This window comes from Rhizosphaericola mali (assembly GCF_004337365.2).
Taxonomy (GTDB): Bacteria; Bacteroidota; Bacteroidia; order Chitinophagales; family Chitinophagaceae; genus Rhizosphaericola; species Rhizosphaericola mali.
The window spans coordinates 3,405,127-3,429,439 of the sequence record NZ_CP044016.1 but is presented as its reverse complement, the minus strand read 5'-3'; the positions used below and the strand labels follow the sequence as shown (position 1 = coordinate 3,429,439).

General features: G+C 34.9%; 15 protein-coding genes and 1 tRNA gene. 12 read left to right on the top strand and 4 right to left on the bottom strand.

Features of this window, described 5'->3' with window-relative positions; translation table 11 throughout:
• Positions 1-9: 9 nt before the first annotated feature.
• Both E0W69_RS14675 and E0W69_RS14670 read left to right on the top strand, forming a co-directional pair.
• Complete coding sequence (locus tag E0W69_RS14675) at positions 10-780, top strand: TatD family hydrolase (RefSeq protein WP_191967865.1); 771 nt, start codon at positions 10-12, stop codon at positions 778-780.
• 35 nt (positions 781-815) lie between these two features.
• A tRNA-Ser gene (locus tag E0W69_RS14670) sits at positions 816-902 on the top strand.
• Positions 903-1,085: 183 nt separating this feature from the next.
• Here the strand turns inward: E0W69_RS14670 and E0W69_RS14665 are convergent.
• From E0W69_RS14665 to E0W69_RS14655, 3 genes are all read right to left on the bottom strand, one after another.
• Positions 1,086-1,739 carry a response regulator gene (locus E0W69_RS14665; protein WP_255478244.1) on the bottom strand — a complete coding sequence of 218 codons (654 nt, stop codon included), beginning with the start codon at positions 1,737-1,739 and terminating at the stop codon, positions 1,086-1,088.
• A gap of 8 nt (positions 1,740-1,747) precedes the next feature.
• Positions 1,748-3,397 (bottom strand): tetratricopeptide repeat-containing sensor histidine kinase, encoded by a 1,650-nt coding sequence (locus E0W69_RS14660; RefSeq protein WP_131330805.1) that lies wholly within the window; start codon positions 3,395-3,397, stop codon positions 1,748-1,750.
• 184 nt (positions 3,398-3,581) lie between these two features.
• Positions 3,582-4,508 (bottom strand): glycerophosphodiester phosphodiesterase family protein, encoded by a 927-nt coding sequence (locus tag E0W69_RS14655; protein WP_131330804.1) that lies wholly within the window; start codon positions 4,506-4,508, stop codon positions 3,582-3,584.
• A 173-nt stretch (positions 4,509-4,681) separates the two neighbouring features.
• Here E0W69_RS14655 and E0W69_RS14650 point away from each other — a divergent pair, with 173 nt between their 5' ends.
• Both E0W69_RS14650 and E0W69_RS14645 read left to right on the top strand, forming a co-directional pair.
• Positions 4,682-7,996 (top strand): SusC/RagA family TonB-linked outer membrane protein, encoded by a 3,315-nt coding sequence (locus tag E0W69_RS14650; protein ID WP_131330803.1) that lies wholly within the window; start codon positions 4,682-4,684, stop codon positions 7,994-7,996.
• Between the two features lie 19 nt (positions 7,997-8,015).
• Positions 8,016-9,548, top strand: a complete 1,533-nt coding sequence (locus E0W69_RS14645) for a RagB/SusD family nutrient uptake outer membrane protein (protein ID WP_131330802.1) — start codon at positions 8,016-8,018, stop codon at positions 9,546-9,548.
• A 512-nt stretch (positions 9,549-10,060) separates the two neighbouring features.
• Here E0W69_RS14645 and E0W69_RS14640 read toward each other — a convergent pair.
• Positions 10,061-10,930 carry an AraC family transcriptional regulator gene (locus tag E0W69_RS14640; RefSeq protein WP_131330801.1) on the bottom strand — a complete coding sequence of 290 codons (870 nt, stop codon included), beginning with the start codon at positions 10,928-10,930 and terminating at the stop codon, positions 10,061-10,063.
• A gap of 206 nt (positions 10,931-11,136) precedes the next feature.
• Here E0W69_RS14640 and E0W69_RS14635 point away from each other — a divergent pair, with 206 nt between their 5' ends.
• The 8 genes from E0W69_RS14635 to bglX are packed head-to-tail and all read left to right on the top strand — an operon-like array spanning position 11,137 to position 24,308.
• The gene (locus E0W69_RS14635) at positions 11,137-14,226 is read left to right on the top strand and encodes a SusC/RagA family TonB-linked outer membrane protein (RefSeq protein ID WP_191967864.1); all 3,090 of its coding nucleotides are present in this window, start codon (positions 11,137-11,139) and stop codon (positions 14,224-14,226) included.
• A 17-nt stretch (positions 14,227-14,243) separates the two neighbouring features.
• Complete coding sequence (locus E0W69_RS14630) at positions 14,244-15,818, top strand: RagB/SusD family nutrient uptake outer membrane protein (protein WP_131330799.1); 1,575 nt, start codon at positions 14,244-14,246, stop codon at positions 15,816-15,818.
• Position 15,819: 1 nt separating this feature from the next.
• A complete protein-coding gene (locus E0W69_RS14625; RefSeq protein WP_131330798.1) occupies positions 15,820-17,115 on the top strand; it encodes a glycoside hydrolase 5 family protein in 1,296 nt (431 codons plus the stop codon).
• An 8-nt stretch (positions 17,116-17,123) separates the two neighbouring features.
• Positions 17,124-18,518: an MFS transporter gene (locus E0W69_RS14620; protein ID WP_191967863.1), complete on the top strand. Its 1,395-nt coding sequence runs from the start codon at positions 17,124-17,126 to the stop codon at positions 18,516-18,518.
• A 21-nt stretch (positions 18,519-18,539) separates the two neighbouring features.
• The gene (locus E0W69_RS14615; RefSeq protein WP_131330797.1) at positions 18,540-19,712 is read left to right on the top strand and encodes a glycoside hydrolase family 130 protein; all 1,173 of its coding nucleotides are present in this window, start codon (positions 18,540-18,542) and stop codon (positions 19,710-19,712) included.
• A gap of 36 nt (positions 19,713-19,748) precedes the next feature.
• Complete coding sequence (locus tag E0W69_RS14610) at positions 19,749-20,945, top strand: AGE family epimerase/isomerase (RefSeq protein WP_131330796.1); 1,197 nt, start codon at positions 19,749-19,751, stop codon at positions 20,943-20,945.
• Positions 20,946-20,951: 6 nt separating this feature from the next.
• Positions 20,952-22,019, top strand: a complete 1,068-nt coding sequence (locus E0W69_RS14605; protein WP_131330795.1) for an SGNH/GDSL hydrolase family protein — start codon at positions 20,952-20,954, stop codon at positions 22,017-22,019.
• Positions 22,020-22,049: 30 nt separating this feature from the next.
• The gene (gene bglX / locus E0W69_RS14600) at positions 22,050-24,308 is read left to right on the top strand and encodes a beta-glucosidase BglX (protein WP_191967862.1); all 2,259 of its coding nucleotides are present in this window, start codon (positions 22,050-22,052) and stop codon (positions 24,306-24,308) included.
• The last annotated feature ends 5 nt before the right edge of the window (positions 24,309-24,313 follow it).

The window sequence follows — 24,313 nt, the reverse complement described above, 5'->3', positions numbered from 1 at the left end:
CTTTGCCGCATGAATATTATTGATTCTCATTGTCATCCGTATTCTTCTGACTTTGATGAAGATCGAGCGGCAATGATAGAAAGAGCAAAGAAAAGCGGTATCTCTCGTATTTACATGCCGGCGATTGATAGCTCTACGCATCAAAAAATGATCGATCTTGAAACGCAATATCCGGATTATTGTATTGCGATGATGGGACTGCATCCCTGTGATGTAAAACAAGAAACCTACAAAAATGAATTAGCTATTGTCAAAAATTGGCTGGATAAAAGACCATTCGCAGCAATAGGAGAGATTGGATTAGATTTTTATTGGGATAAATCGACAGAAGAGATGCAGCGTTATGCATTTGATATACAGATGCAATGGGCATTGGAAAAAGATTTACCTATAGTAATACATGCACGTGATTCCACAATGGCTTGTGTAGAAATGGTAAAACCTTTTGCGGCAAGGGGATTGAAAGGTATTTTTCATTGTTTTGGCGGTTCGGCAGAGGAAGCAAATGCAATTATAGATCTTGGATTTTTGCTTGGTATTGGTGGTGTATTTACATTCAAAAAAGCCAATATGCCGATGAATTTGAAAGATATATCTATCGATCATATTGTATTAGAAACCGATGCACCTTATTTAGCGCCAGTTCCTTTTCGTGGTAAACGTAATGAAAGTAGCTATATCCCTTATATTTTAAATGCATTGTCTGAAGCAAAAGGGATTCCCATAGAAGAAATTGCGTCGAGAACAGCAAAGAATACTTTGGATTTTTTTAAAATATAAAAATCCCTTACTTTTGCGCTCCCTTAACGGGAAATAGAGAGGTGTCCGAGTGGTTGAAGGAGCACGCCTGGAAAGTGTGTATACGGGAAACTGTATCGAGGGTTCGAATCCCTTCCTCTCTGCGAAAGTCGTTGAATATCAACGACTTTTATTATTTACACCCAATCTTTTTGTTATTAAAGATATTGCTGAATCTCTATTGTAAATCGGAAAAATTTAATTACTAGTTTAATAGTAGTTAGGAATTTTGATGGTTTGTTTAATGGTTCGGGAAAGTCATGTAACTAATTCGTGAAATTATTTAATTACACAATTCCCATTTTTATACAATAGGCGATTAATTGCTCATTGTTAGTAAAGTTGAGTGCTTCTTTAATTATTTTGAGACGTTTTTCGATACTACTAAGACTTGAAGGACTAATATGTTTGGATTCTAAAAATGTAGAAATCTGTTGTTGTTTTTGTCCATTGATGAGCTGTGTAATGATAAGAACATCTAATTCTGTAAAAGAATGAGCATTTAAATGTTTGGTAGACTTTGTTAACTCAATAGGATAGAAGGTTTTATTTGAATCTATAGTCGTAATGGCTTTTTTTAACTCTTTTGCATCCCCACGAGCCTTCCTTACATAGCCATCAATTTGTACTTCTTGATAAAGTTTTTCTATAATGGCGACTCTGCTTTCCGCTGAAAAAACTAAAACACTAAGGTCTGGTTGTATTTTCCTTGCAGCGGAAACTAACGCTACTCCATTTTTAATTTCTTGTTTTTTGTGGTCTTCTTCAAATGATAAATCTGTAATTAAAAGATCATATGAATTTCCTTGGTCTATTGCTTTTTGGATCAAATGAAGTGCATCATCACAATAATAAGCATAGTCTATTTCTGCAATTTTTAATTCTTCTGCTGTCTTTTGAATAGATAAGTTGACACTTTCGTGATCTTCCACAATGAGCATTTTTCTAATCATTTTGCAATATCTATAGGTGCGAATAGTAAAATTTTTAATCCTTGATTCTTTGAATTTTCAAAAATAATTTTCCCCCCGATATTTTTTATACGGTTTTCCGTATTTCTTATACCTTTTCCATATTTTATTTGTTGGGGTAGACCAATACCATCATCTTTATAAGTGATTTGTAATTGACTTTTCAAAATTTCGAACTTAATTATTACGTTGCTCGCAGTACTATGCTTTTTCATGTTTACCATCAGTTCTTGCAGTATATTTTGTAATTCATTTTGAACTTTAGTAGTTATATTTTTCCAAATATCATTCGAGTTTCCTACGAGTAAAACTGCCGTTGTCGCGGAAGAAAAAGATGTAAGCATAGATTGTAGGGTTTCACTAAAATCTGTAGATGTTGGATCTGCAATCTCATGCGAAATATTACGTGATCGCTCGTATACGGTGTCTAATTGTTCTAATAAATAATCTTTTTCAATCGTATTTTTGTGCTCTAATTCAGATATAATTCTATAAATATTATTGGCTACTTTATCGTGTACTTTTTGAGCGGTTTTAAGTTGTTGTTGATGAAATATTTTTTGTTTACGTTTTCTATAAAGGATAAACCCAATAACCGAAATTCCAATAATTAAGGTTGATAGAAGTGAAAGAATTACAATTTGTATTTTTTTATCACTATTGTCTTTTTCCAAAGCTAATTTATCGACCTTCATTTTTGCTGTCTCATATTTGATGAGTGCAAACTGGTTTTTGGCGCTGTTACGACTAGCTTGCAAGCTATCACTCAAAGAAAAATAACGATCAAAATAATGTTGATTTTGTACAGACGCACGCAGGTGTATTAATTTATGCAGTGCCTCTAGTTCGTTCTCAGGGCTTTTTAATTGTTGTGCAATTGTATACATTTTATTTGCGTATAACAAGGCGGAGTCTGGATGCGTATTACTGTAGAATTCAGATAAATGAGATAGGCTCGAATTGATGCCCCATTTGTCTTCTAATTTTTCTCGAATATGTAAAGAAGCTTGTAATTCTGGTGCTGCATTGTAACTAGAGTCTTCCTTCCATTTTACAATAGCATAATTACATAAAATCCGCGCATAGGTTTTAGTATTTTTTATTTGCTGAGCAATCAAAGATTGATATATGTTAATGGCATTATTGTAATTCCCTAATTTTTCAAATACTAAGGCTTTATTGTTTAAAACAGTATTTTTAAAATCTTGATCATTGACATATTTCAATGCCTGGTCGAAATAATATAGAGCGGACTCGTAATTCCCTAATTTAAGATTGGTTGTCCCAAGTTCATTAAAGTCGGATAATAGAGTTCCTCTATGTTCTTCTTTCTTTTCATCTAATAACTTCAAAGATGCAAGTAAATTTTCTTGACTACCATAATAATCCCCAGCATCGGTTAGTAAAATAGAAAGATAGCTATATGCCATAGCAATTTCTAATGTATCGGACGCGTTTAAAGTGACTTTATTAAAATAGAAAAAAGCAGAATCCACATTTGTATCAAAAAAAGCTTCTCCATTTTTGTAGTCTTGAGACTCTTCCTTATAGACCGGTTTTTGTTTTTCACTACAAGAAATCCATAATCCACCTATAATTATAATAGAATAAAAGAAGCGCCTTTTCAACTTTTTAGTTTTTGGCTATAAAAGTAAGATATACGATTAATAAAAATTAAAAAAATGCGTGTTATTGTCTTTTTCGTATTTTATTTCAGTAATCGCAGAAAAAATTATACGTAGAAATATTCAATGAATAAACATCTTAATAAATAGATTATGATTTAAACATGGATTAGTTTACAAAAAAGATTTATATATGTAGATGATGCTGTCTTAAGTATTGCAATAATTGTTTGGGTCTGTCGGTCTGAATAATAGTTGCACCGTGTTTAATTAACCATTGCCAACTATTTGTAGGATCATTTAATTCAACGGCTTGATCATCTGTATGGTCTGCTGAAAGGCTTGACCACATGGCATTCATAAATATTTTAATACCGGCCTTTCTGAATATTTCACTATGGTGAAGGTAAAAAGAGCTGTCCTTGCTAAATACCAATTCCATTACTTTGGGATGGATAGAAATATAGTCATTGATATCTTTGTGCGATAAATTATCTAATGAGACTACGGGTTTAAATGGTATACTATCTAAAAATTTACCATACTTTATCTGATTGTCTTGGTATGTTTTTTCGCTATTGATGATTACCTGGTCTAATGTGTTGGTCTCTTTTAGAATTTTATATACTTCATGGTAGAACGGATAGCATTTGTCAATATTTATACAGATTTTACCCTTAGCGACCAGCATGATTTCTTTAAATGTAGGAATTTTATGTTTAGTAGGACATCCATTCCCACCCTTCAATGTCATTGATTGTAATTCAGCAAGTGTGTAATCAGATATTGGTCCGTTGCCTTCCATTGTCCTATTAATTGTGTTATCATGCATCAAAACTAAAATAGAATCCTTAGTCATCTTTAAATCAATTTCCATTAAATCAACGCCCATCTCTATACAGTTTTTCAAAGCTTGAACAGAATTTTCAGGTGCATTTCTCCAATCCCCTCTATGTGCGACAACAAGCACTTTAGTACTGTTTGGTTGTTGTAGTTCATTTTTGACCCATTGAAAATGTTTTTGAAAAGAGTAAGTAGCTTTTTCAACTTTTTGCGCCAAACTAGAGTAGTTACTAAAAAGTAATAAAAATAAAAGTAAATAGGACTGTTTCAAATGACTGTTTATTATAGTGTATGAAATTTTGCTAAAATAATGGATAAACTTGTTAATGCATTACATTAACAATGTCTTCATGTAAAGTTAATAGTAACGTAATGTTTTGTTAAGATTCGTCTATTGTCTTTTTGTTAGTTATAGTTCACCTTTGCCGCGAAAAATTAAACTGAATGAAAAGAAACATAGTTCCCATCCTGATGCTGTTTTCTGGATTTGGGATATTATCTCTAGTGAAATCCAATAAGGTGTATAGTCAAGAAAAACAATCTAGTCTTTCTGCTTTCGTTTTTAAAGGAAAAGTTACGAACGAAAAAAATGAACCATTGCGCCGAGCTTCTGTAGTAGATAGTAGATCTGGAAACTCTGTATTGAGTGGGGATGATGGGTCGTTTAGTATATCTGTTCATCTATATGATACACTATCAATAAAGTATATGGGGATGCAATCACAAACCTATATGATAACGGGTCAGTCTTTCAAAATATTCAAAATGGAGGAAGGGTCTAATATATTGGATGAGGTCGTAGCAGTAGGGTATGGAAAAGTAAAACGTTCCGATTTCGCAGGTGCGGTAGCAAGTGTAAGTGCAAAAGATTTAAATACAACAACTCCAACATTGGGGCAGGCACTTGTAGGTAAAGTTGCAGGTGTGCAAGTCTCTCAAGTAAGTGGGGCGCCTTATTCTAGTACCAAGATTAGAGTTCGTGGAGTGGGTTCTATTAATGCGAGTTCTGATCCGCTCTATGTGATTGATGGCTATCCTGCAGGTAATGACGTTTTTATTAATCCAGATGATATCGCAACTATTGACATCTTAAAAGATGCGGCGTCTGCTGCAATTTATGGTTCACGTGCCGCTGGTGGGGTAGTAATGATTACTACTAAGCGCGGAAAGAAAGGACAAAGCTCCTTTTCCTACAACTATCAGATAGGAGATAATCAACTTAGTCATAAAGTAAAACTACTTAATGCGGATCAATTTGCTCAATTAAATATTGATGGTCGTAATAACTCTTATCATGACTTAGTTGTCAATAGTGGACTTCCTTGGGATGATGCTATGTATTCTGATGATAATGATACGAGAGTAAAAAAAGTTGGAAATGCAGCGAGTGTTAGTATTCTACCGGGGATCTATGATTATGGTAATCAAAAGATGATTTCTCCTAAAAATAATACGGATTGGCAAGATCAGTTATATAGGAATGCGCTAATGCAGCGGCATAATTTGGCTTTTAGAGGAGGTTCGGATAATATTCGATACTCTTTAAGTGGCGGATACCAGGATCAACCAGGGATTATGGTTGCAACTGGACAGAAAAGAATCAATTTTAGAGCGAATATTGATGCGGATGTAAATCCGAAATTGAAGATTGGCGCAAATGCGGCTTTTACATCTACAATCAATCAGGAAGCCCAACAAGGGCGTTTTGATCATGGTCCTATAATGGCAGCTCTTTTGTCTCTTCCTATCTTTGCAGCGAAAGACAGTGTAGGTAATCCTCTTAAATATCAAGCTCCTCCACTAGCCGATCAATATGGTATTCAACCAATTGAAAATCCAGTGGCGATGGCGGAAGAAACGAAAATAAAACGCACCGGATTACGCAGTACTTACAATGCTTTTGCTACTTACGAAATCATTAAAGATTTACAGTTTAAAGCAAATCTGGGGATGCAGACCTATAATGAAAAGTATGATTTTTATTTACCATCTTCCTTAAGTAGTGGTTCCAATGCTCCTGGATCTTCGCAGGCTTTAGCCGCAGCGAATGCGCAATCACAAACTTTAATGCAAAAAGATATGTTGGCTGAATTTACCTTGCATTATCAAAAACATTTTGGAAAAAATAATATCGACGCCCTTGGTGGTTATACAGTACAACAAACTAGTACAGATCAAGTTGGGGTAATTGCCAAAGGATTTGCTGATAATAGAATTGAAGAGATTACAGCGAAAGGCGCAGATCCTTCTAATTTTACATTGGACTATAATAATACGGGTAAAGCCACTTGGACTTTATTGTCTTATTTGGCTCGTGTCGGCTACAACTATGATAATCGTTATTTTTTGACTGGATCTTTTAGAACGGATGGATCTTCTCGCTTTGGAGCAAATAACAGATATGGCGTATTTCCTTCTGTTTCTGCGAGCTGGAATCTTTCCAGAGAAAAATTTTATCATGATTGGTTAGGGCAAAATTCTACATTAAGACTTCGTGGTAGTTGGGGTAAAAGTGGAAACAATAATATAGGTAACTATAATAGTGTACAAGTAATGTCAAGTCCTTCAGGTGTTGTTTTCGGAGGAAATAACATAGCTACGGCGTATGCTCCTTCTAAATTAATGGATCAAAATTTAGGATGGGAAACGACCTCTCAATTTAATTTTGGATTTGATGCGACTATGTTTAATAATAGATTGAGTATTACCGCCAATTATTATTTGAGTAAATCATATAATCTATTATTTAATCAGACCTTACCAGCCTTGGCAGGAACTACTTCTATTCTTACGAATTTACGAAATTCAAAAGTTCAAAATAAAGGAATTGATATTCAAATTAATGGTACTCCCGTTTCTACCAATGATTTTGAATTAACATTGAATGGCAATTTCTCTTTGAACAGAAATAAAGTACTAGATATGGGTGGGGCGAGTACCATTTATTCTTCGGGGGCAGAAAGACAATATATTACGCATGTAACTGAACAAGGTCAACCAATAGGAATGTTCTACGGTTACAAAGTAAAAGGAATGGTTCGACAATCCGATATGGCCAATATTTCTGCGGATAATGCAGTTTATAATGCCGCTACGCAATCTTTCCCTGATGGGTATAAATTACAAGGTCCTGCAAGATCTACAGCATCGACTAATCCATTACATCCAGGTGATTTGTATTTCCAAGATACCAATGGAGATGGAGTTGTAAATGAAAAAGATAAAACGATTATAGGTAGCCCATACGCTAAATTTACTTATGGCTTTGGATTAAATATGACCTACAAGCAATTGTCCTTTAGTTCTTCGTTTAATGGTTCTTATGGTAATATGGTACTTGATGGTATGGATTACTATTTGTACAATATGGAAGGATCTGGTAATCAGTATGAAAAAGTTGCCAACCGTTATCGTTCTGAATCAGATCCTGGAAATGGCTCCATATACAGAGCATCGAGAGCAGGTACGCAAAGTAATAGTACTCGACTTTCTTCCTTTTATTTACAAAGTGGATCTTATTTAAGATGTACAAATATGACATTTAGCTATTCGTTTAATGATATGGCTAAGAAAACCAATAATACTATTAAAAGTTTGCGCTTGTATGTAGCTGGAGATAATTTGTTTACTATAACAAAATATTTGGGATATAACCCAGAAGTAGACTATAATAATGGTGCGAATTTAACTCCTGGAGTTGATTATGGCATGTATCCGTTAATGCGCTCTTATAATGTAGGTGTAAATATTGTCTTTTAATTTCCTAAACTGAATGAATATGAAAATAAATTATATACTATACTTGGTATTGCTCTCATCATTGTCTTTATTAAGTTGCAAAAAAGATTTTTTAAATCAAACCAACCCAAATGCGATCGCATCTTCCGATTATTTTGAGTCGCCCAATGATGTATTGCTAGCGGTAAATGGTGCGTATCAGGCATTACGCAATAATAATGGTATGGCCGAAGGAAGTGGATTGTATTCTGAAGAACGTTCAGATAATACAGGTAGAAATGATAATCAATCTAACGGAGGAGAACCTTTTCAGTTTAATAATTTTTCAATTTTACCAACCAACTCCTTTTTACAGTCTCATTGGAATGCTTTATATAGTATAGTTAATGCTGCAAATTTTGCAATTGAAGGTGCAGAGTCTGTTACTTTTTCCGATCAAAATCTAAAAAATCAATATGAAGCAGAAGCAAAGTTTATTCGTGCAATTACCTATTTCGATTTAGTACGCAAATGGGGCGCAGTTCCTTTAGTTGACAAACCAGTTAGCTCTATAGAAGAGGCTATGGCTAAGAATTATAGAGTTTCTATGGATTCCGTCTATAGTCTAATTGTATCAGATCTACAATACACAATTAATAGTAGTCTGCCTAATATTCAATCCTCAACAGGGATTGGACACGCTTCTAAAGCTGCGGCTTGCGGATATTTAGGTAAAGTATATTTGACTATGGCGAGTACATTGAGTGCGGATAAAAAAACTGAAAATCTAATTAATGCAAAAACTTATCTAGAACAATCTTACGCTATGCGTAAATTCGGCACACTCTCTGAAATCCCCTATGCTTCTGTTTTTGATGTCAATCAGAAAACTACCAATGCTGAATTGTTATTTCAAATAGAATACAAGCAGGGTGATCAGAATTATGCATCTTCCATTGCTGCGAATAACCAAGCAAAAGGCGAGACTATTAACTCTCTAAAAAATGCCACAGGTATTGGAGGAAATGTATGTCATGATCTTGTGAATGATTATGAACTAAATGATATCAGAAAAGCTTTTTCCATAAAATTTGCCTCCAATGTAAGTGTGAATGATTATTTTATTACTAAATTCAGAGATACCTCTAGTGCTGCAGGAACGAACGGCTATGGTGGTAATGATTGGATTTTACTTCGTTATGCAGATGTGATACTTATGCTCGCAGAAGTAAATAATGATTTAAATAATTCTGATGTAGCTATTAGTTATTTAGATCAAGTAAGGACGCGTGCGGGATTACCTTCTTATGAGCAATCTATTTTGTCTCAAGATTATGGGACTAAATATCCTAGTTTGAAACTCGCTATCTTACACGAAAGGAGAGCTGAATTAGCATTCGAAAATCAACGGCTATATGATTTGTTGCGTAATTTTACGCCCACAGAATTCGCTGCCTATTTCCAGTCTAAAAAGCAAGCCGATTATGGGTTGGCACAATTAGCTAATTGTGGTACGAAGGACTATTATTATCCAATTCCATTTAATGACAATAAATTAAATCCAACCGGCTTATATCAAAATCCTGGTTACTAAAGTAAAATTTTCATTTTTATAACGACCTTTTCCTATAATTTAGGGAAAGGTTTTTTTGTTATTGTCTGTGACAAATGGCAAGGTCGATAACTTAACAAAGAAGGATTGAAATTATGTTAGGAGCATAACTATATTTTATATTTGAAAAAGTTACAGAAATTGTGATTACGTTATTGTAATATACTAATCACAAACTTATGAAGAGTGAGTAGTATAAGATTCTATTTTCTACTTGATAGTGCGTAATGATTTTATTTATGTATTCATAATAAGATGAATTGTGAAATCATGAATTAGATTTAATTATTGCTTTTGGAATTATGATTTCCAACTATTTTTATTGATATCTGTATATGATTCTTACTTATGGAAAGATTAAACAATTGATTATTACTCTATAGTTAAAAATGGATTAATGTTTTGTTTATAAAGGTGTTCCGTCGCTAAATTGAATATTGATGATTGCTAATATTTACATTTAATTTTTGTTTTTTATAAAAAAAGCTTTTCGTTTAAATGAAAACTCGATTTTCGGAATAGTTGTCTCTAAACTCTTTTGGTGTATAGTTTTTAGCTTTTTTGAATATTCTATTAAAATAAGTAACGTTGTTAAAACCGCAACTATAGGCAATTTCTGCAATAGTCTGAGTCGTTGAGATTAAAAGTCTAGTAGCATAACCAAGCCTTATTTCATTTAGATTTTCTACAAAGGTTCTGCCTGTATGCATCTTGATAAATCTACTCGTGGAAGCCTCTGGCATACCGACTAACTTAGATATTTCTGCTAATGTTACATTTTTATGATAGTTTTTATTAAGATATATATTGAGTTTTTCTATTCTACGGCTATTGAAATTATTATAGTTGTTTGTTACAGGTGCTGAGGATAGTATTCTTTTGTCTCTTGCAATGGAAAGGTCATGTAATATAGATAGTAAATTTAAAAAAGAATCAAAGCCATTTGTATTAGCTAAGGCATCAATTGATTGTTTGATTTTGTAAGTTGTAGGGTTGGAAAATAGAATGCCTTGCTGTGCTAGTTTAAACATATTTCGAATATGGCTTAATTGGTTTCTTTGCAATAGTTTTTCATCGAGCATATCCTTGTGGAATTGAAGTGTAGTTTCCTTGATAATTTTATCTTTGCAATGATGAGTGTACCATACATGTGGCAGATTGGGTCCCACTAATACTAATTCTAAATCTCCTATTTCTTCAATGTGATCCCCTACAACACGTTGGGCTCCGCCTGCATTAATAATCATATTCAGCTCGTACTCCTCATGATAATGTAATGGAAAATCAAAGTCTGTCTTTTCTCTAGTGAATATAGTGTAACAATCGTTTTGTGTTAGAGGTGTTATCTCTCTTAATATTTCCATAATAGCCTAATTTATTCTATACAATGTTAAAATAAATCAATTAATAAATCAATTAATTTTTCGAATAAAAATGTAATTAGTTGTAAATCAATTGAATATATAACTAACTAATATAAATTAGTTTTTAGTTCAATAATTTGTTAAAATTGTTCAATTAAAATGTTAATCTCTTATTTACGTTTGCATTTATAAAAATTATGCCATTTATGAAAATAAAATGTCGATTGTTTTTGCTTATTGGAGGTGCGATATTTGCTTTTTCGCAATCCAGCTTTGCCCAAGAACATAAACTATCTGGATCTGTGAAAGATGATAAAGGTAAACCCTTAGCTGGGGTTGTTATCTTAGATAAAGATTCTGTTGAGGTTGGAAAAACTGACAAACTTGGAAATTTTACAATTGCTAATAATTTAGCAGCCAATTCAAACTTGATTTTTAAAATGTCAGGTATGGAAAATGAGTCTTTGAACTTAAATCCAACTGATTCAATTTTGAAAATTGTAATGAGCTCTGTTCAAAAGGACAACAATTTGCAAGAGGTAATAGTTGTTGGTTATGGCAGTTCTTCAAAAAAGGACTTGACAGGTGCAATCGCAACTGTTGGAGCCAAACAAATTTCTCAAATGGCCACCTCTGACCCTATGCAGGCAATACAAGGACGTGTTGCTGGTGTGCAGATTGTGTCTAATAGTGGAGAACCCGGTAGTGGGGTTCAAGTTAAAATTAGAGGTACTGGATCTGTTGGAGGAAGTAATCCCATATATGTAGTAGATGGTTATCAAACTACGGATATTAGTTATCTCGCACCTGCTGATATACAATCAATGAACGTACTAAAAGATGCTTCTGCTGCAGCTATATATGGCGCAAGAGGTGCGAATGGAGTGATTGTAATTACAACTAAGTCAGGTAAAAAAGGACCTATTAAAGTTACTTTTGACTCTTATACTGGAACGCAAAGTGCATGGAGAAAAATTCCTATGACTAATTCTCAACAATATGCAACTTTGGTTGAAGAGGGTTATACCAATGATGGACTTAGTGTACCATCAAATATTTCTGGAAAATTGGATTCGGCTAAAAATGGTTTATTAGGTACTGGAACTGATTGGCAAGATGAAGTTCTTAGAACGGGTCTTATTCAAAATTATACTATTGGATTAAGCGGTGGTAATGAAGTGAATACCTTTAGGCTAAGTGGAACTTATTTTGATCAGAATGGAATAGTCAAGAATTCTATGATGAAAAAATATTTCTTTAATCTTTCAGATCAATTTAAAGTTAATAATTGGTTGCGGGGAGGTTTTAATGCGTCCTTTGCTCATTATGATAAAACAAATTATAATGGAGATTTATATGGAGGTGTTTTGACTAATGCCTTGAGTGCTGAACCGTTAGCTCCAGTGAAGACTGCAGATGGTAATTGGGGAAGGCCAGGAATCTCTTACGCTAATAACCCCGCAAGAGTAGCAAATGAAATCAAAGGTAACCACACTTATGGTACCATGCTCATAGGTAACATATGGTTAGAAGCTACATTAGCAAAAGGATTGAAGTTTAAATCCCAATTTAATGCCGGCACTAATAATTTACACACAGTTACTTATTTGCCAGAGTTTTATATAGATGTCGTGGAACAACGTTCTCAAAGTTCCTTGTATGATTTAAAAGCGGAAGAAAATAATTGGTTATGGACCAATTATTTTACCTATAACAAAAATGTTGGTAGGCATTCGTTTGATTTCATGGCGGGTGCGGAGTGGCAAGATTTTACGCATACTCAGACCGATATCATGGCGTATGATGTACCTAGTGATGAAAATTTAAGGGATATTTATAATGCCCAAAATACAAGTTATACAGTCAATCCAAATAATACAGCATTGCCTGATTATTCAAGAGGACTTCAATCGTTTTTTGGAAGATTTTCCTATAATTATGCAGGACGATATATGTTCACTGCAACTCTAAGAGATGATGCTTCCTCAAAATTTTTAAAAGGAAACCGTTCTGGTATGTTTCCTGCGTTTAGTGGCGCATGGGTAATAAGTGATGAAAGTTTTTTTCATGCAAATAGTTTATTTTCTTATTTGAAAATGAGAGCTGGGTGGGGAATCGTTGGCAATGAGCAATCTCCCAATGCTTATCCATATATTTCCTCTATAGGCAATAATAATCTCTATGTCTTTGGCAATTCTGTTGTACAAGGTTATGCACCCACAACATTTGGAAATACAGAATTAAAATGGGAAAAAAATAAACAATATAATTTAGGTATAGATCTAAATATGTTCTCGGATAGGTTGACTTTTTCTGCAGATGCCTTTTTAAGAAGAACTGTCGATCTTATATTACCAGTCCCAGTTCCTTTATATTCAGGAGCTCCAGCTAGCCCGTCTATGAATACAGGGACTATGGAAAATAAAGGTATTGAAATTTCATTAGGCTATTCTGGTGGTCATAAGTTTAAATATAATATTTCTGGTAATGCGACATTCTTGTCAAATAAACTGACAAGTTTAGGATTGGGAGATGTTATGAGTTTAGGTAGTACTGGAAAATTGGGGTACATCAATAGAGCTGAGCCGAATATGCCATTTCCTTATATATTTGGATTAAAAACAGATGGTGTTTTTCATACTCAGCAAGAAGTGAATAGTTATGTAAATTCTGCGGGTACTTTAATACAACCGAATGCAAAACCAGGAGATGTTAAATTTGTAGATACTAACGGCGATGGTTCTATTACAAATGACGATGCTGTTAATTTGGGTAATGCAATACCAAAAATTCAATTTGGTTTAAATGCTCAATTTAATTATCAAAACTTTGATCTCTCATTATTTTTTCAAGGTGTAACTGGAAATAAGATTATTAATGCAATGGACTATAATATTATGTCTGTTAGCAATGAGTCAGGAGGGTGGAATAATTTTAGAACAGATCGTATGGATAGATGGACCGCAGAAAATCCAAACTCTAATGAACCTCGTATGACGGTAACTGATGCGAATGGGAATATGAAATTTTCAGATAGATATGTAGAAAATGGAAGTTATTTAAGATTGAAAGTTGTTCAGTTTGGCTATAATTTTCCAGAAAATACTTTGTCTAAGTGGAAGCTTTCGAGTTTGCGCATTTATTTAGCCGCGGATAATTTATTTACCTTAACTGGTTATAAAGGTTTTGATCCGGAAGTAAATGGTTATTATCAAGATCCTGGATACACAGGAATTGATGTTGGTGGCTATCCTCAAGCAAGAGCATTGAGAGTCGGAATTAATCTAGGTTTATAATCTTCAAATTGCAAGCAATGAAAATCAATTATATTTTATTTAGTTCAATTATATTAATATGTAGTTGCAAAAAAGTGTTAGATAAAACACCTTTAGCTACACAGACGGAAGAGTCATTATATTCAGATTCTTCACAGGCAATACTTGGCGTTAATGCAATTTATGACGCGGCTTCATGGGATGAGACCAACGGAATCGGCGCTAACTTAGAATGGATGTTTGGTGACTTGTTGAGTAATGATGCGGAAAAGGGGAGTACTTTGAATGATTTTAGTGCTCTAACTGCATTAAAAAATTGGAGTTCTGATCCTGGAAATAATCCTGCTCGTGATGCATATGCTGATATGTATCAGACTATTTATCGAGCGAATGTGGCTATACAAAATCTTAATAATGCTTCATGGAATTCGGATTTAAAAACTAGATTGATTGGCGAGGCAAGATTTCTAAGAGGATATGCTTATTTTTATCTGTTGAGGTTATTTGGAGGCGTACCATTAGTGACCTCGCCTTTATCTGTGAGTGAAATGAATGTACAACGTTCAACATTTGCACAGACAGCGGCATTAATAGAGTCTGATTTGAAATTTGCAGATTCAACATTGCCATTAAAAAGTCAATACGCATCAAGCGATATTGGTAGAGCAACTAAAGGGGCTGCGGAAGGTTATTTAGCTAGAGTGATTATGTATCAATTGGGAACTGTAAATGGGAGTGGACACACGTGGCAAGATGTATACAACTATACAAGTTCTATAATTTCTTCTAACGAATATAGTCTGTATGATAATTATGCCGCATTGACACAAGAAGTCTCCGAAAATGGAAGTGAGTCTTTGTTTGAGATTCAGTTTTCTGAGTCTAATGCGACTTGGGGAGCGGTAAAGGTCGGAACCGAAAATAATGTTTATCAAAATAACAGAAACACTTGGGGATGGGGCTTTAACAACCCAACAACCAATTTAAAATCAGAATTTGAAACAAATGATCCTCGTTTAGCATGTACTATGTATGGTAGTGGAGATACAATTGTAGGTATTCGTCAAATAATAGATTATCCAAATGCAAATTTTACTGGTTATTTGAATGCTAAAGCTGCCATAATTCAGCCTGCGCAAGTAAAAGAATCTGGACAAAATATTAGAAAAATACGTTACGCAGATATTTTGTTAATGCAAGCAGAAGCAGATGCTCATTTAGGTAATAATGCAGATGCTATCTCTAAAATTAATTCAGTAAGAGCTAGAGCTCGCAAATCTACTCGTCCGATGGGTACTTTAATTGGAGCTGCTTCTGCATTTCAAGCTAATATTATACCGAGTAATACATTGCCTGATATTAGTTCTAGTTTATCTGGAGATGCATTATTGTCTGCCATCTGGCATGAAAGGCGTGTAGAGTTTGGAATGGAAGCATTACATTTTTGGGATTTAATCAGGACTGGAAATTATTTGAGTACTTTAAGTGGTTCCGTGCTTACTAATTGTAATACGCATCTATTACAAGATGCAACGATCAATCCAGTACCTGTTTTACCTATTCCACTGACAGAAGTTCAAGCGTACAATTTAACCCAAAATCCAGGATATTAATATGACTTTAAGATCTAACTTTTTTATTTTGATCTTGTGCTTATTTATAACAATCCAAAGTCCTTGTACTGCACAATCTTTTGTGCAGCGCAAGGACACTTATTTAACGCTCAACGGACAACCATACTACTATGTAGGTTCCAACTATTGGTATGGACTGTTCACCATTTTACAAGGTAAAAAAGACGCGAATGCACGTGTTTGTAAAGAATTAGATTTTTTACAATCGCAAGGCGTGACAAATCTTAGAATGTTGGCTTCCACCGAAGGTATAGGTCAGGAAAATGGTGTCGTAAGAGTGTCGCCAGCATTACAACCTCAAAAAGATATTTACAATGAAGATTTCTTAAAAGGATTGGACTTTGTGTTAGCCGAAATGGCAAAACGAAATATGAAAGCCGTGTTATATCTCAGTAATAATTGGGAATGGAGTGGAGGCTTTCTTCAATACCTCCATTGGAATGGAAAAATTTCTGATGCGGAACTAAAGAAAAAGATGAATTGGGATGAACAACGTGATTATACCAGCCAATTTTATAGTTGTTCTGAATGTGTAAAAGGTTATCTTAAGCAAGTAAAATATATAGTCACGCATAAGAATACGATTAATGGATTGCTCTATAAAAATGACCCAACAATTATGTCCTGGGAAATTGCCAATGAACCGCGTCCTATGCGTCCTGCGGCAAACAATGCATATTATGATTTTATTCAAAAAACGGCAAGTTATATTAAGCGCTTAGATAAGAATCATCTGCTGACTACTGGTCATGAAGGCGAACAAGCGATGGATGGTGATATGACCTTTTTCAAAAAAGTACATGCTATAAAAGAGATTGATTATTTAACGATTCATATTTGGCCAAAAAACTGGGGATGGTTTAAAGACGAAAGTTTTGCTGCCGATTTTCCACAAGTATTAAGCAAAACCGAAGCCTATATTCAAGAACATTTTGTTGCCGCAAATGAATTGCAGAAACCAATGGTAATAGAAGAGTTTGGGTTGCCTAGAGATGGTTTTAAATTTGATACGGCATCCACCACAAACTATAGAGATCAATACTATAGAAAGATATTGCAATTGTGGCAAACGTCTAAGATTTCTAATCATGCATTAGCAGGGGTGAACTTTTGGGCATTTGGTGGAACTGCAAGACCGATAAAGGGACAGATATTTTGGAAAGAAAGCGATGATTATAGTGGGGATCCTCCAATGGAAGAACAAGGTCTCAATAGCGTATTTGATAGTGATTCCTCTACTTGGCAATTAATCAGAAATTTTAGTTTAAGCAAATAGCATTAAAAATGGCACAGGAAATAATCAAAATAAAGGAAAAAGTTGCCTATGGTTTGGGAGATGCTGCATCTTCTATGTTTTGGAAGATATTTAGCATGTATCTCTTTTTTTTTTATACAGATGTATTTGGATTAGCGGCTGCTGCAGTTGGTACCATGTTTTTAGTAACTAAGGTATGGGATTCTTTATTTGACCCTTTTGTAGGGATTCTTTCCGATAGATTGGATACAAAGTGGGGAAAGTTTCGACCTTTCTTACTATGGGTGGCGATTCCTTTTGCGGTCATCGGTGCAATGACTTTTTATAAGCCAGATTTTGCACATTCAGGTAAGTTGGTATATGCTTATATTACTTATTCCTTAATGATGATGGTCTATTCTTTGATTAATGTTCCTTATGCGTCACTACTCGGTGTTATGTCTTCGGATGGTAAAATGAGGACAACGCTTGCTTCTTATCGAATGGTTTTTGCATTTGCAGGTAGTTTAATTGCATTGTGGGCGATAGAACCATTGGTGAAAACTATGGGAGACGGAACATTGACTTCATCTCATGGCTGGTTTTACACAATCATTATTTTTGGGGTGGTCACTACGTTGTTGTTCTGGGGGTGTTTTGCTGGAACGAAAGAGCGAATTAAACCTATTGCTGAAAACAAAACGGAACTCAAAGAAGATATTGCTGATTTGTTGGCAAATAAACCTTGGTGGATATTATTGGGTGCAGGTGTCGCTACACTACTGTTTAATACAATTAGGGATGGAGGCGCGATTTATTATTTCAAATATTTTGTGGGAGAATCTGATGCAAATAATGCACACATCTTTGGTATGACGATGTCTTTGACTTCATTATACTTGGTTATCGGTCAGGCGGCCAATATTGTCGGTGTTGTCTCTGCAACGCCAATTTCCAATAAACTTGGCAAAAAAAGAACATTCTTTTTGGCAATGTTAGTGGCGGCTTTTTTGAGTATCGTTTTTTACTTTATACCAAAGGACAATGTGACTATGCTAGTGCTATTGCAATTTTTAATTAGCATTTGTGCAGGAGCGATCTTCCCGCTGTTGTGGTCCATGTATGCGGATACTGCAGATTATTCCGAATGGAAACAAGGCCGCCGCGCAACGGGCTTAGTATTTTCAGCTTCCTCTATGTCACAGAAATTAGGTTGGGCTCTAGGAGGCGCATTGACGGGTTGGTTGCTTTCTTATTTTGGTTTTAAAGCAAATTCCATACAAAATAGTTCTGCCTTGATAGGTATCCGTTGGATGCTGAGTTTCCTGCCGGCCGCAGGTGCACTTTTATCTATGGCTTTTATCTTTTTTTACCCTTTGACAGAAAATAAGTTAGAAAATATTACATCCGAACTAAATATAAAAAGACAATCGAATCAACAATAATTTTTTAAAGCAGCAATTTTTATGAGCATTTTCGAAACAAGGAAAAAATCTGTGATTGACGCATACGAAGCATTGATTACAAAGAAGAATGAAAAAGAGTCTTTGAGTAACGGTATTTATGATAGATATGTACATCCTGTACTGACAGGGGATCACGCCCCATATTTTTGGAAATATGATTTGAATGAAAATACGAATCCTTTGTTTGAAGAGCGTTTTGGTATCAATGCTGCATTTAATGCAGGTGCGATTAAGTTCAAGGGTAATTATATAATGGTCGCTCGTGTGGAAGGCAATGACCGAAAGTCTTTTTTTGCAATAGCAGAAAGTCCTAATGGTGTAGACAATTTCCGTTTCTGGGAAAAGCCAATTTTGATTCCTGGTGGTAATTCTAATGAAACGAACTATTATGATATGCGTTTGGTACAACACGAGGATGGTTATATTTATGGTACATTCTGTGTAGAAAGTAAAGATCCTTCGGCTCCGGCTTCAGATCAGTCCTCTGCAGTGGCCCAATGTGGGATTGTTCGGACTAAAGATTTGTTGACATGGGAACGATTAGATGATCTTAAAACACCGTCACCTCAGCAACGTAATGTCGTAATACATCCAGAATTTATTGATGGGAAATATGCATTTTACACACGTCCTCAAGATGGATTTATCGACACCGGAAGTGGTGGTGGAATCGGTTTTGGGTTAGCTGCTGATGTAAAACATGCAGTGATTGATCATGAAGTTATCGTACATGCTAGACGTTATCATACTGTTTACGAGGCTAAAAATGGTATGGGTCCAGCTCCTATTAAAACCGAAAAGGGTTGGTTGCAATTAGCACACGGTGTTCGTAATTCTGCCGCTGGTCTTCGTTATGTTTTATATATGTTCATGACGGATTTAAAAGATCCATCCAAAGTAATCTACAATCCGGGTGGCTTTTTTATGGCACCGCAAGGAATCGAAAGAGTGGGAGATGTTTCCAATGTACTATTCACAAATGGTTGGATTGCGGATGATGATGGCAAAGTATTTATCTATTATGCTTCTTCGGATACACGTATGCATGTGGCAACTTCTTCTATTGATCAATTAGTGGACTATGTTATGCATACGCCAGCTGATGATTATTATTCCAATGCTTCGGTAGAAAATATATTGGAAATTGTAGAGGAAAATAAAGGTTTGTATTAAGATACTATAGTTGGGTTAAGATAAAATACTTTTGAAATGAGTTACATTGTTGAGCAGAATATTGAATGGTTAAAAAGTCATACTTCCAAAGAATTAATTTCCATATTAGACTATTGGACGACCAAAATGAAGGACAATACTAATGGTGGATTTTATGGTGAGATTAATGGTAAAGATCAATTGATTTCAGAGGCGGAAAAGGGTGGTGTGTTGAATGCACGCATTCTTTGGACATATAGTGCTGCTTATAATTTGACCAAAGATAATTCCTATTTACAAATGGCTGAATATGCATGGGACTATATTCAAAAGTATTTTATCGACGCACAATATGGAGGTGTGTACTGGAGTGTAGACTATAATGGCCAACCATTAAAAACACGTAAGCAAATTTATGGTCAGGCATTTATGATCTATGCACTAAGTGAATTTTATATTGCTACCGCAAATGAAAATGCCTTATCTCTAGCAAAAGATTTATTTGAATTAATTGAAAAATATAGTTTCGATGCAGAGTTTGGAGGTTATTTTGAAGCCTTTACACAAGAGTGGGTATTGGAAACAGATCTTCGTCTAAGTGACAAAGATGAGAATGAAAAGAAAACAATGAATACGCACCTGCATATAATAGAAGGCTATGCGGCATTGTATCGTGTATGGAAAGATGAAAAGCTAAAGAAACAAATTATCCATTTATTGGAAAATTTTGAACAACATATTTATGATGCGTCTTCCAAACATTTGATTCTATTCTTCAATGAAAAATGGGAAAATCATCATGATATCATTTCTTATGGACATGATATAGAAGCGGGTTGGCTATTGCAAGAAGCTGCTGAAATAGTTGAAGAGGAAGAATGGGTTGCCAAAACCAAGAAAATTGCACTTGCATTGACGGATGCAATCGCTGAAGCTATAGATGTTGACGGGGGACTTTGGTATGAAAAGGATGGTGAAAAATGGGTTTACCAAAAGCATTGGTGGCCACAAGCGGAATCAGTAGTCGGTTTTTTTAATGTCTATCAAATTTCTAATGATGTGAAATATTTGGATAGTGCAAAAGCGTCATGGTCTTTTATTGAAAATAAAATAATTGACTATAAAAATGGCGAATGGATTTGGGGGGTTGATCAAGATGGATTCGCTATGCAAGAAGAGGATAAAGCGGGATTTTGGAAATGTCCTTATCACAATGGACGTGCATGTATGGAAATTATTAGACGCACAAAATAATTACGTATGAAAATAAAGATAGTTTTGTCTTTGATGATATTTTGCCTGATTAGTTTTGGATTTACAACTTTTGCAAAAGCTAGCTTTTATAAAGGAAATGATACGCATCTTTTATATATGGGTCGGGTCGAGATATTAAATAGTCAGCCCAGACTATGGACTGCTGGAGCTTATTTTAGATTCGCTTTTAGTGGTGATACTTGTAAGGTGATATTAGAGGATGAGTTGCGCTACGGTGTTGAACATAATTATATCGAAATACAAGTCGATAATGACCAGCCAATCCGTTTACGATTAAATAATAAAGTTGATACGATAAATGTCATCCCTTCCTATAAAAGAAATATTCATCAGGCGATAATTTGTAAGGATACAGAGACAGGTATTGGATATGTTGGTGTCAATGGTATTATAGTGGATCAATTACTCAACACACCTAAACGTAAAGGAAAATTATTTGAATTCTGGGGCGATTCTATTACTTGTGGAGCCTCAAGTGATACCTCTTCTGTAGGTTGTGGTAAGGGTCGTTGGGAAGATCAACACAACGCGTACATGAGCTATGGTGCGCAAACAGCTCGCAAGCTAGATGCTGACTGGGTTTTAAGTTCGGTTTCTGGTATTGGTTTGATGCATAGTTGTTGCGATATGAAAATTATTATACCACAGGTTTGGGATAAAATGGATATGCGAAACGATTCTCTATCTTGGGATTTTTCTATTCTTCCCAATGTGGTTTTTGTTTGTTTAGGACAAAACGATGGTATTCAGGATAAAATCACGTTCTATGAAAACTATATTTCCTTTTTGAAACAATTACGTACTAAATATGCAAATCAACCAATTGTCTTACTTACTTCACCTATGGCAGATGCTAAGTTGCGTGCATTTTTGAAAGAAGAAATTAAAGACGTTATTGAGAAAGGAAATGCGAACGGATTAAAGAATTTATATAGCTATACATTTGAAAAAAGCTACAATGGTGGTTGTGATTATCATCCATCTGTAGTTGAAAATAAGGAAATATCGGATTTATTAGTTCGATACATTAAAAATACAAAAGGTATTTTATAGTTTTATTATTTACTAATGAAGCGTCGCAATATGAATAAAACAACAATATTAATGATGGGTATTTTGTCATTTACACAAGTATCTACCTCATTGGCTCAAACGAAAAACAAGACAGCAATTTATATGAATCAGCATAAACCTACATCAGAAAGAGTTCAAGATCTTTTAGGAAAAATGACAATAGCGGAAAAGGCCGGACAGCTTAACCAAATCAATGGTGGTGCGTTTACCGGGCCTGCCTTAAATGATGAGGGACAAAAGGGTAAGATGGATGCAGTTGCTTCCGGACAAGTCGGTTCTATGTTAAATGTCATTGGTGTAGATGAAACTATGGCTATCCAAAAAATTGCTGTAGAAAAAAGTCGTTTAGGTATTCCGTTGTTATTTGGATATGATGTGATTCACGGTTATAAAACGATTTTCCCTATTCCATTGGCGGAAGCTTGTAGTTGGGATTTGCCTCAAATTGAAAAGAACTCAGCAGTTGCGGCTTCAGAAGCTTCGGCTGCAGGTATTCATTGGGCATTTGCTCCGATGTGTGATATCAGCAATGATCCTCGCTGGGGACGTGTGATGGAAGGTATTGGCGAAGATCCTTGGTACGGAGCTTTGGTTTCTGCTGCTCGTGTGAAAGGTACACAAGGCGATTTGTCTAATGATAATTTGTTGGCCTGTGTCAAACATTTTGCAGCTTATGGGACGGTAGAAAGTGGACGTGAATACAATTTTACGGATGTCTCCAGATTTCAACTATGGAATAAATATTTACCGCCATACAAAGCTGCTGTTGAGGCTGGTGCAGTAACGGTAATGAATGGCTTTACAACCTTTGAAGGAGAACCAGTGAGTGCAAGTAAATATTTGATTACTGATGTTTTGAAAAACAAGTGGAATTTTGGAGGCTTTCTAGTGAGCGACTGGAATTCCTTTGGAGAAATGGTAACTTGGGGTGCTGCAAGCGATACTAAAGAAGCAATTTATAAAGCCTTCAAAGCCGGTTCTATGATGGATATGGAAACGCGTGGTATGGTAAAATTTATTCCTGAATTAATCAAAGAAGGGAAAATTACAGAAAATGAACTCAATTATGCCGTAGGTAAAATTTTGGAGGCCAAATTCAAATTAGGTCTTTTTGATGATCCTTATAAATTCTGTAATAAAGAAAGAGAGTCAAATGAGATTTTTACGGATGGAAATAAGAGCGAAGCTTTAAAAGCCGCAGAAGGTTCTATTGTATTATTGAAAAATGACAACAATGTTTTACCACTAAATATTTCTCAAAAGAAAATTGCTCTGATTGGCGAATTGGCCGCAAGCCACGACGATATGTTTGATTTCTGGATTGGACAAGGTGATGCCAAAGATGCTATTTCTCTAAAAGAAGGTTTGGAAAATAAATACAAATCGAATGTTCAATATGCACCGGGATATAGTTTGGATGTAAAATCAAGCGCCAACTATATAAATGATGCCGTCGCATTAGCAAATAATAGTGATGCTGTAGTTGTAAATATTGGTATTTCTGGAAAAATGGCAGGGGAAGATAGATCTTTGGCTAATCCGATTATTCCTGAAAATCAAGTTGAGCTATTAAAAGCATTAAAGAAGACAGGAAAGCCAATCGTTGCAGTTATATCTGCAGGTAGACCATTAATTTTAACGGATATTTTACCTTATGTAGATGCGGTAATTTATAGTTGGATTTTGGGTACGGAAACTGGAAATGCCATTACTAATATTTTAGACGGAACACATAATCCAAGTGCAAAAACAGTAATGAGTTTCCCTTATGCGGTCGGACAAATACCTGTTTATTATAATCATTTCAATACAGGTCGCCCTAATCCTACAGACGATGCCGGCAATTGGTATAGTCGTTACCGGGACATTCCTCGTGATCCATTATTTCCATTTGGTTTTGGATTAAGTTATTCTACATTTGAATATAGTAATTTGAAATTGAACAAAACTTTTATTAATAAGAATGAGAAATTAATAGTGACCGTAGAGTTGAAAAATACAGGAAATTATGATGGTACAGAAATTTCCCAATTATATATCAGAGATGTTGCGGCATCCGTCATACGACCAGTAAAAGAATTAAAAGGATTTCAAAAAACTTTATTGAAAAAAGGTGCATCAACTACATTGACCTTTACAATTGGTTCAAAGGAATTGGAATACTATAATATGTCAGGCGACTCTGTATTGGAACCTGGAAAATTTGAAGTATTTGTCGGAGGAAATTCTAAAGATGTTTTATCTTCTTCATTTGAACTAACCAAATAAACTAT

Bases quoted from the DNA above. Each gene is read 5' to 3' on its own strand.
- E0W69_RS14610 (WP_131330796.1), top strand. From the start codon at position 19,749: ATGAGTTACATTGTTGAGCAGAATATTGAATGGTTAAAAAGTCATACT.
- E0W69_RS14635 (WP_191967864.1), top strand. From the start codon at position 11,137: ATGAAAATAAAATGTCGATTGTTTTTGCTTATTGGAGGTGCGATATTT.
- E0W69_RS14675 (WP_191967865.1), top strand. From the start codon at position 10: ATGAATATTATTGATTCTCATTGTCATCCGTATTCTTCTGACTTTGAT.
- E0W69_RS14650 (WP_131330803.1), top strand. From the start codon at position 4,682: ATGAAAAGAAACATAGTTCCCATCCTGATGCTGTTTTCTGGATTTGGG.
- E0W69_RS14645 (WP_131330802.1), top strand. From the start codon at position 8,016: ATGAAAATAAATTATATACTATACTTGGTATTGCTCTCATCATTGTCT.
- E0W69_RS14625 (WP_131330798.1), top strand. From the start codon at position 15,820: ATGACTTTAAGATCTAACTTTTTTATTTTGATCTTGTGCTTATTTATA.
- bglX (WP_191967862.1), top strand. From the start codon at position 22,050: ATGAATAAAACAACAATATTAATGATGGGTATTTTGTCATTTACACAA.
- E0W69_RS14630 (WP_131330799.1), top strand. From the start codon at position 14,244: ATGAAAATCAATTATATTTTATTTAGTTCAATTATATTAATATGTAGT.
- E0W69_RS14615 (WP_131330797.1), top strand. From the start codon at position 18,540: ATGAGCATTTTCGAAACAAGGAAAAAATCTGTGATTGACGCATACGAA.
- E0W69_RS14640 (WP_131330801.1), bottom strand. From the start codon at position 10,930: ATGGAAATATTAAGAGAGATAACACCTCTAACACAAAACGATTGTTAC.
- E0W69_RS14620 (WP_191967863.1), top strand. From the start codon at position 17,124: ATGGCACAGGAAATAATCAAAATAAAGGAAAAAGTTGCCTATGGTTTG.
- E0W69_RS14605 (WP_131330795.1), top strand. From the start codon at position 20,952: ATGAAAATAAAGATAGTTTTGTCTTTGATGATATTTTGCCTGATTAGT.
- E0W69_RS14665 (WP_255478244.1), bottom strand. From the start codon at position 1,739: ATGCTCATTGTGGAAGATCACGAAAGTGTCAACTTATCTATTCAAAAG.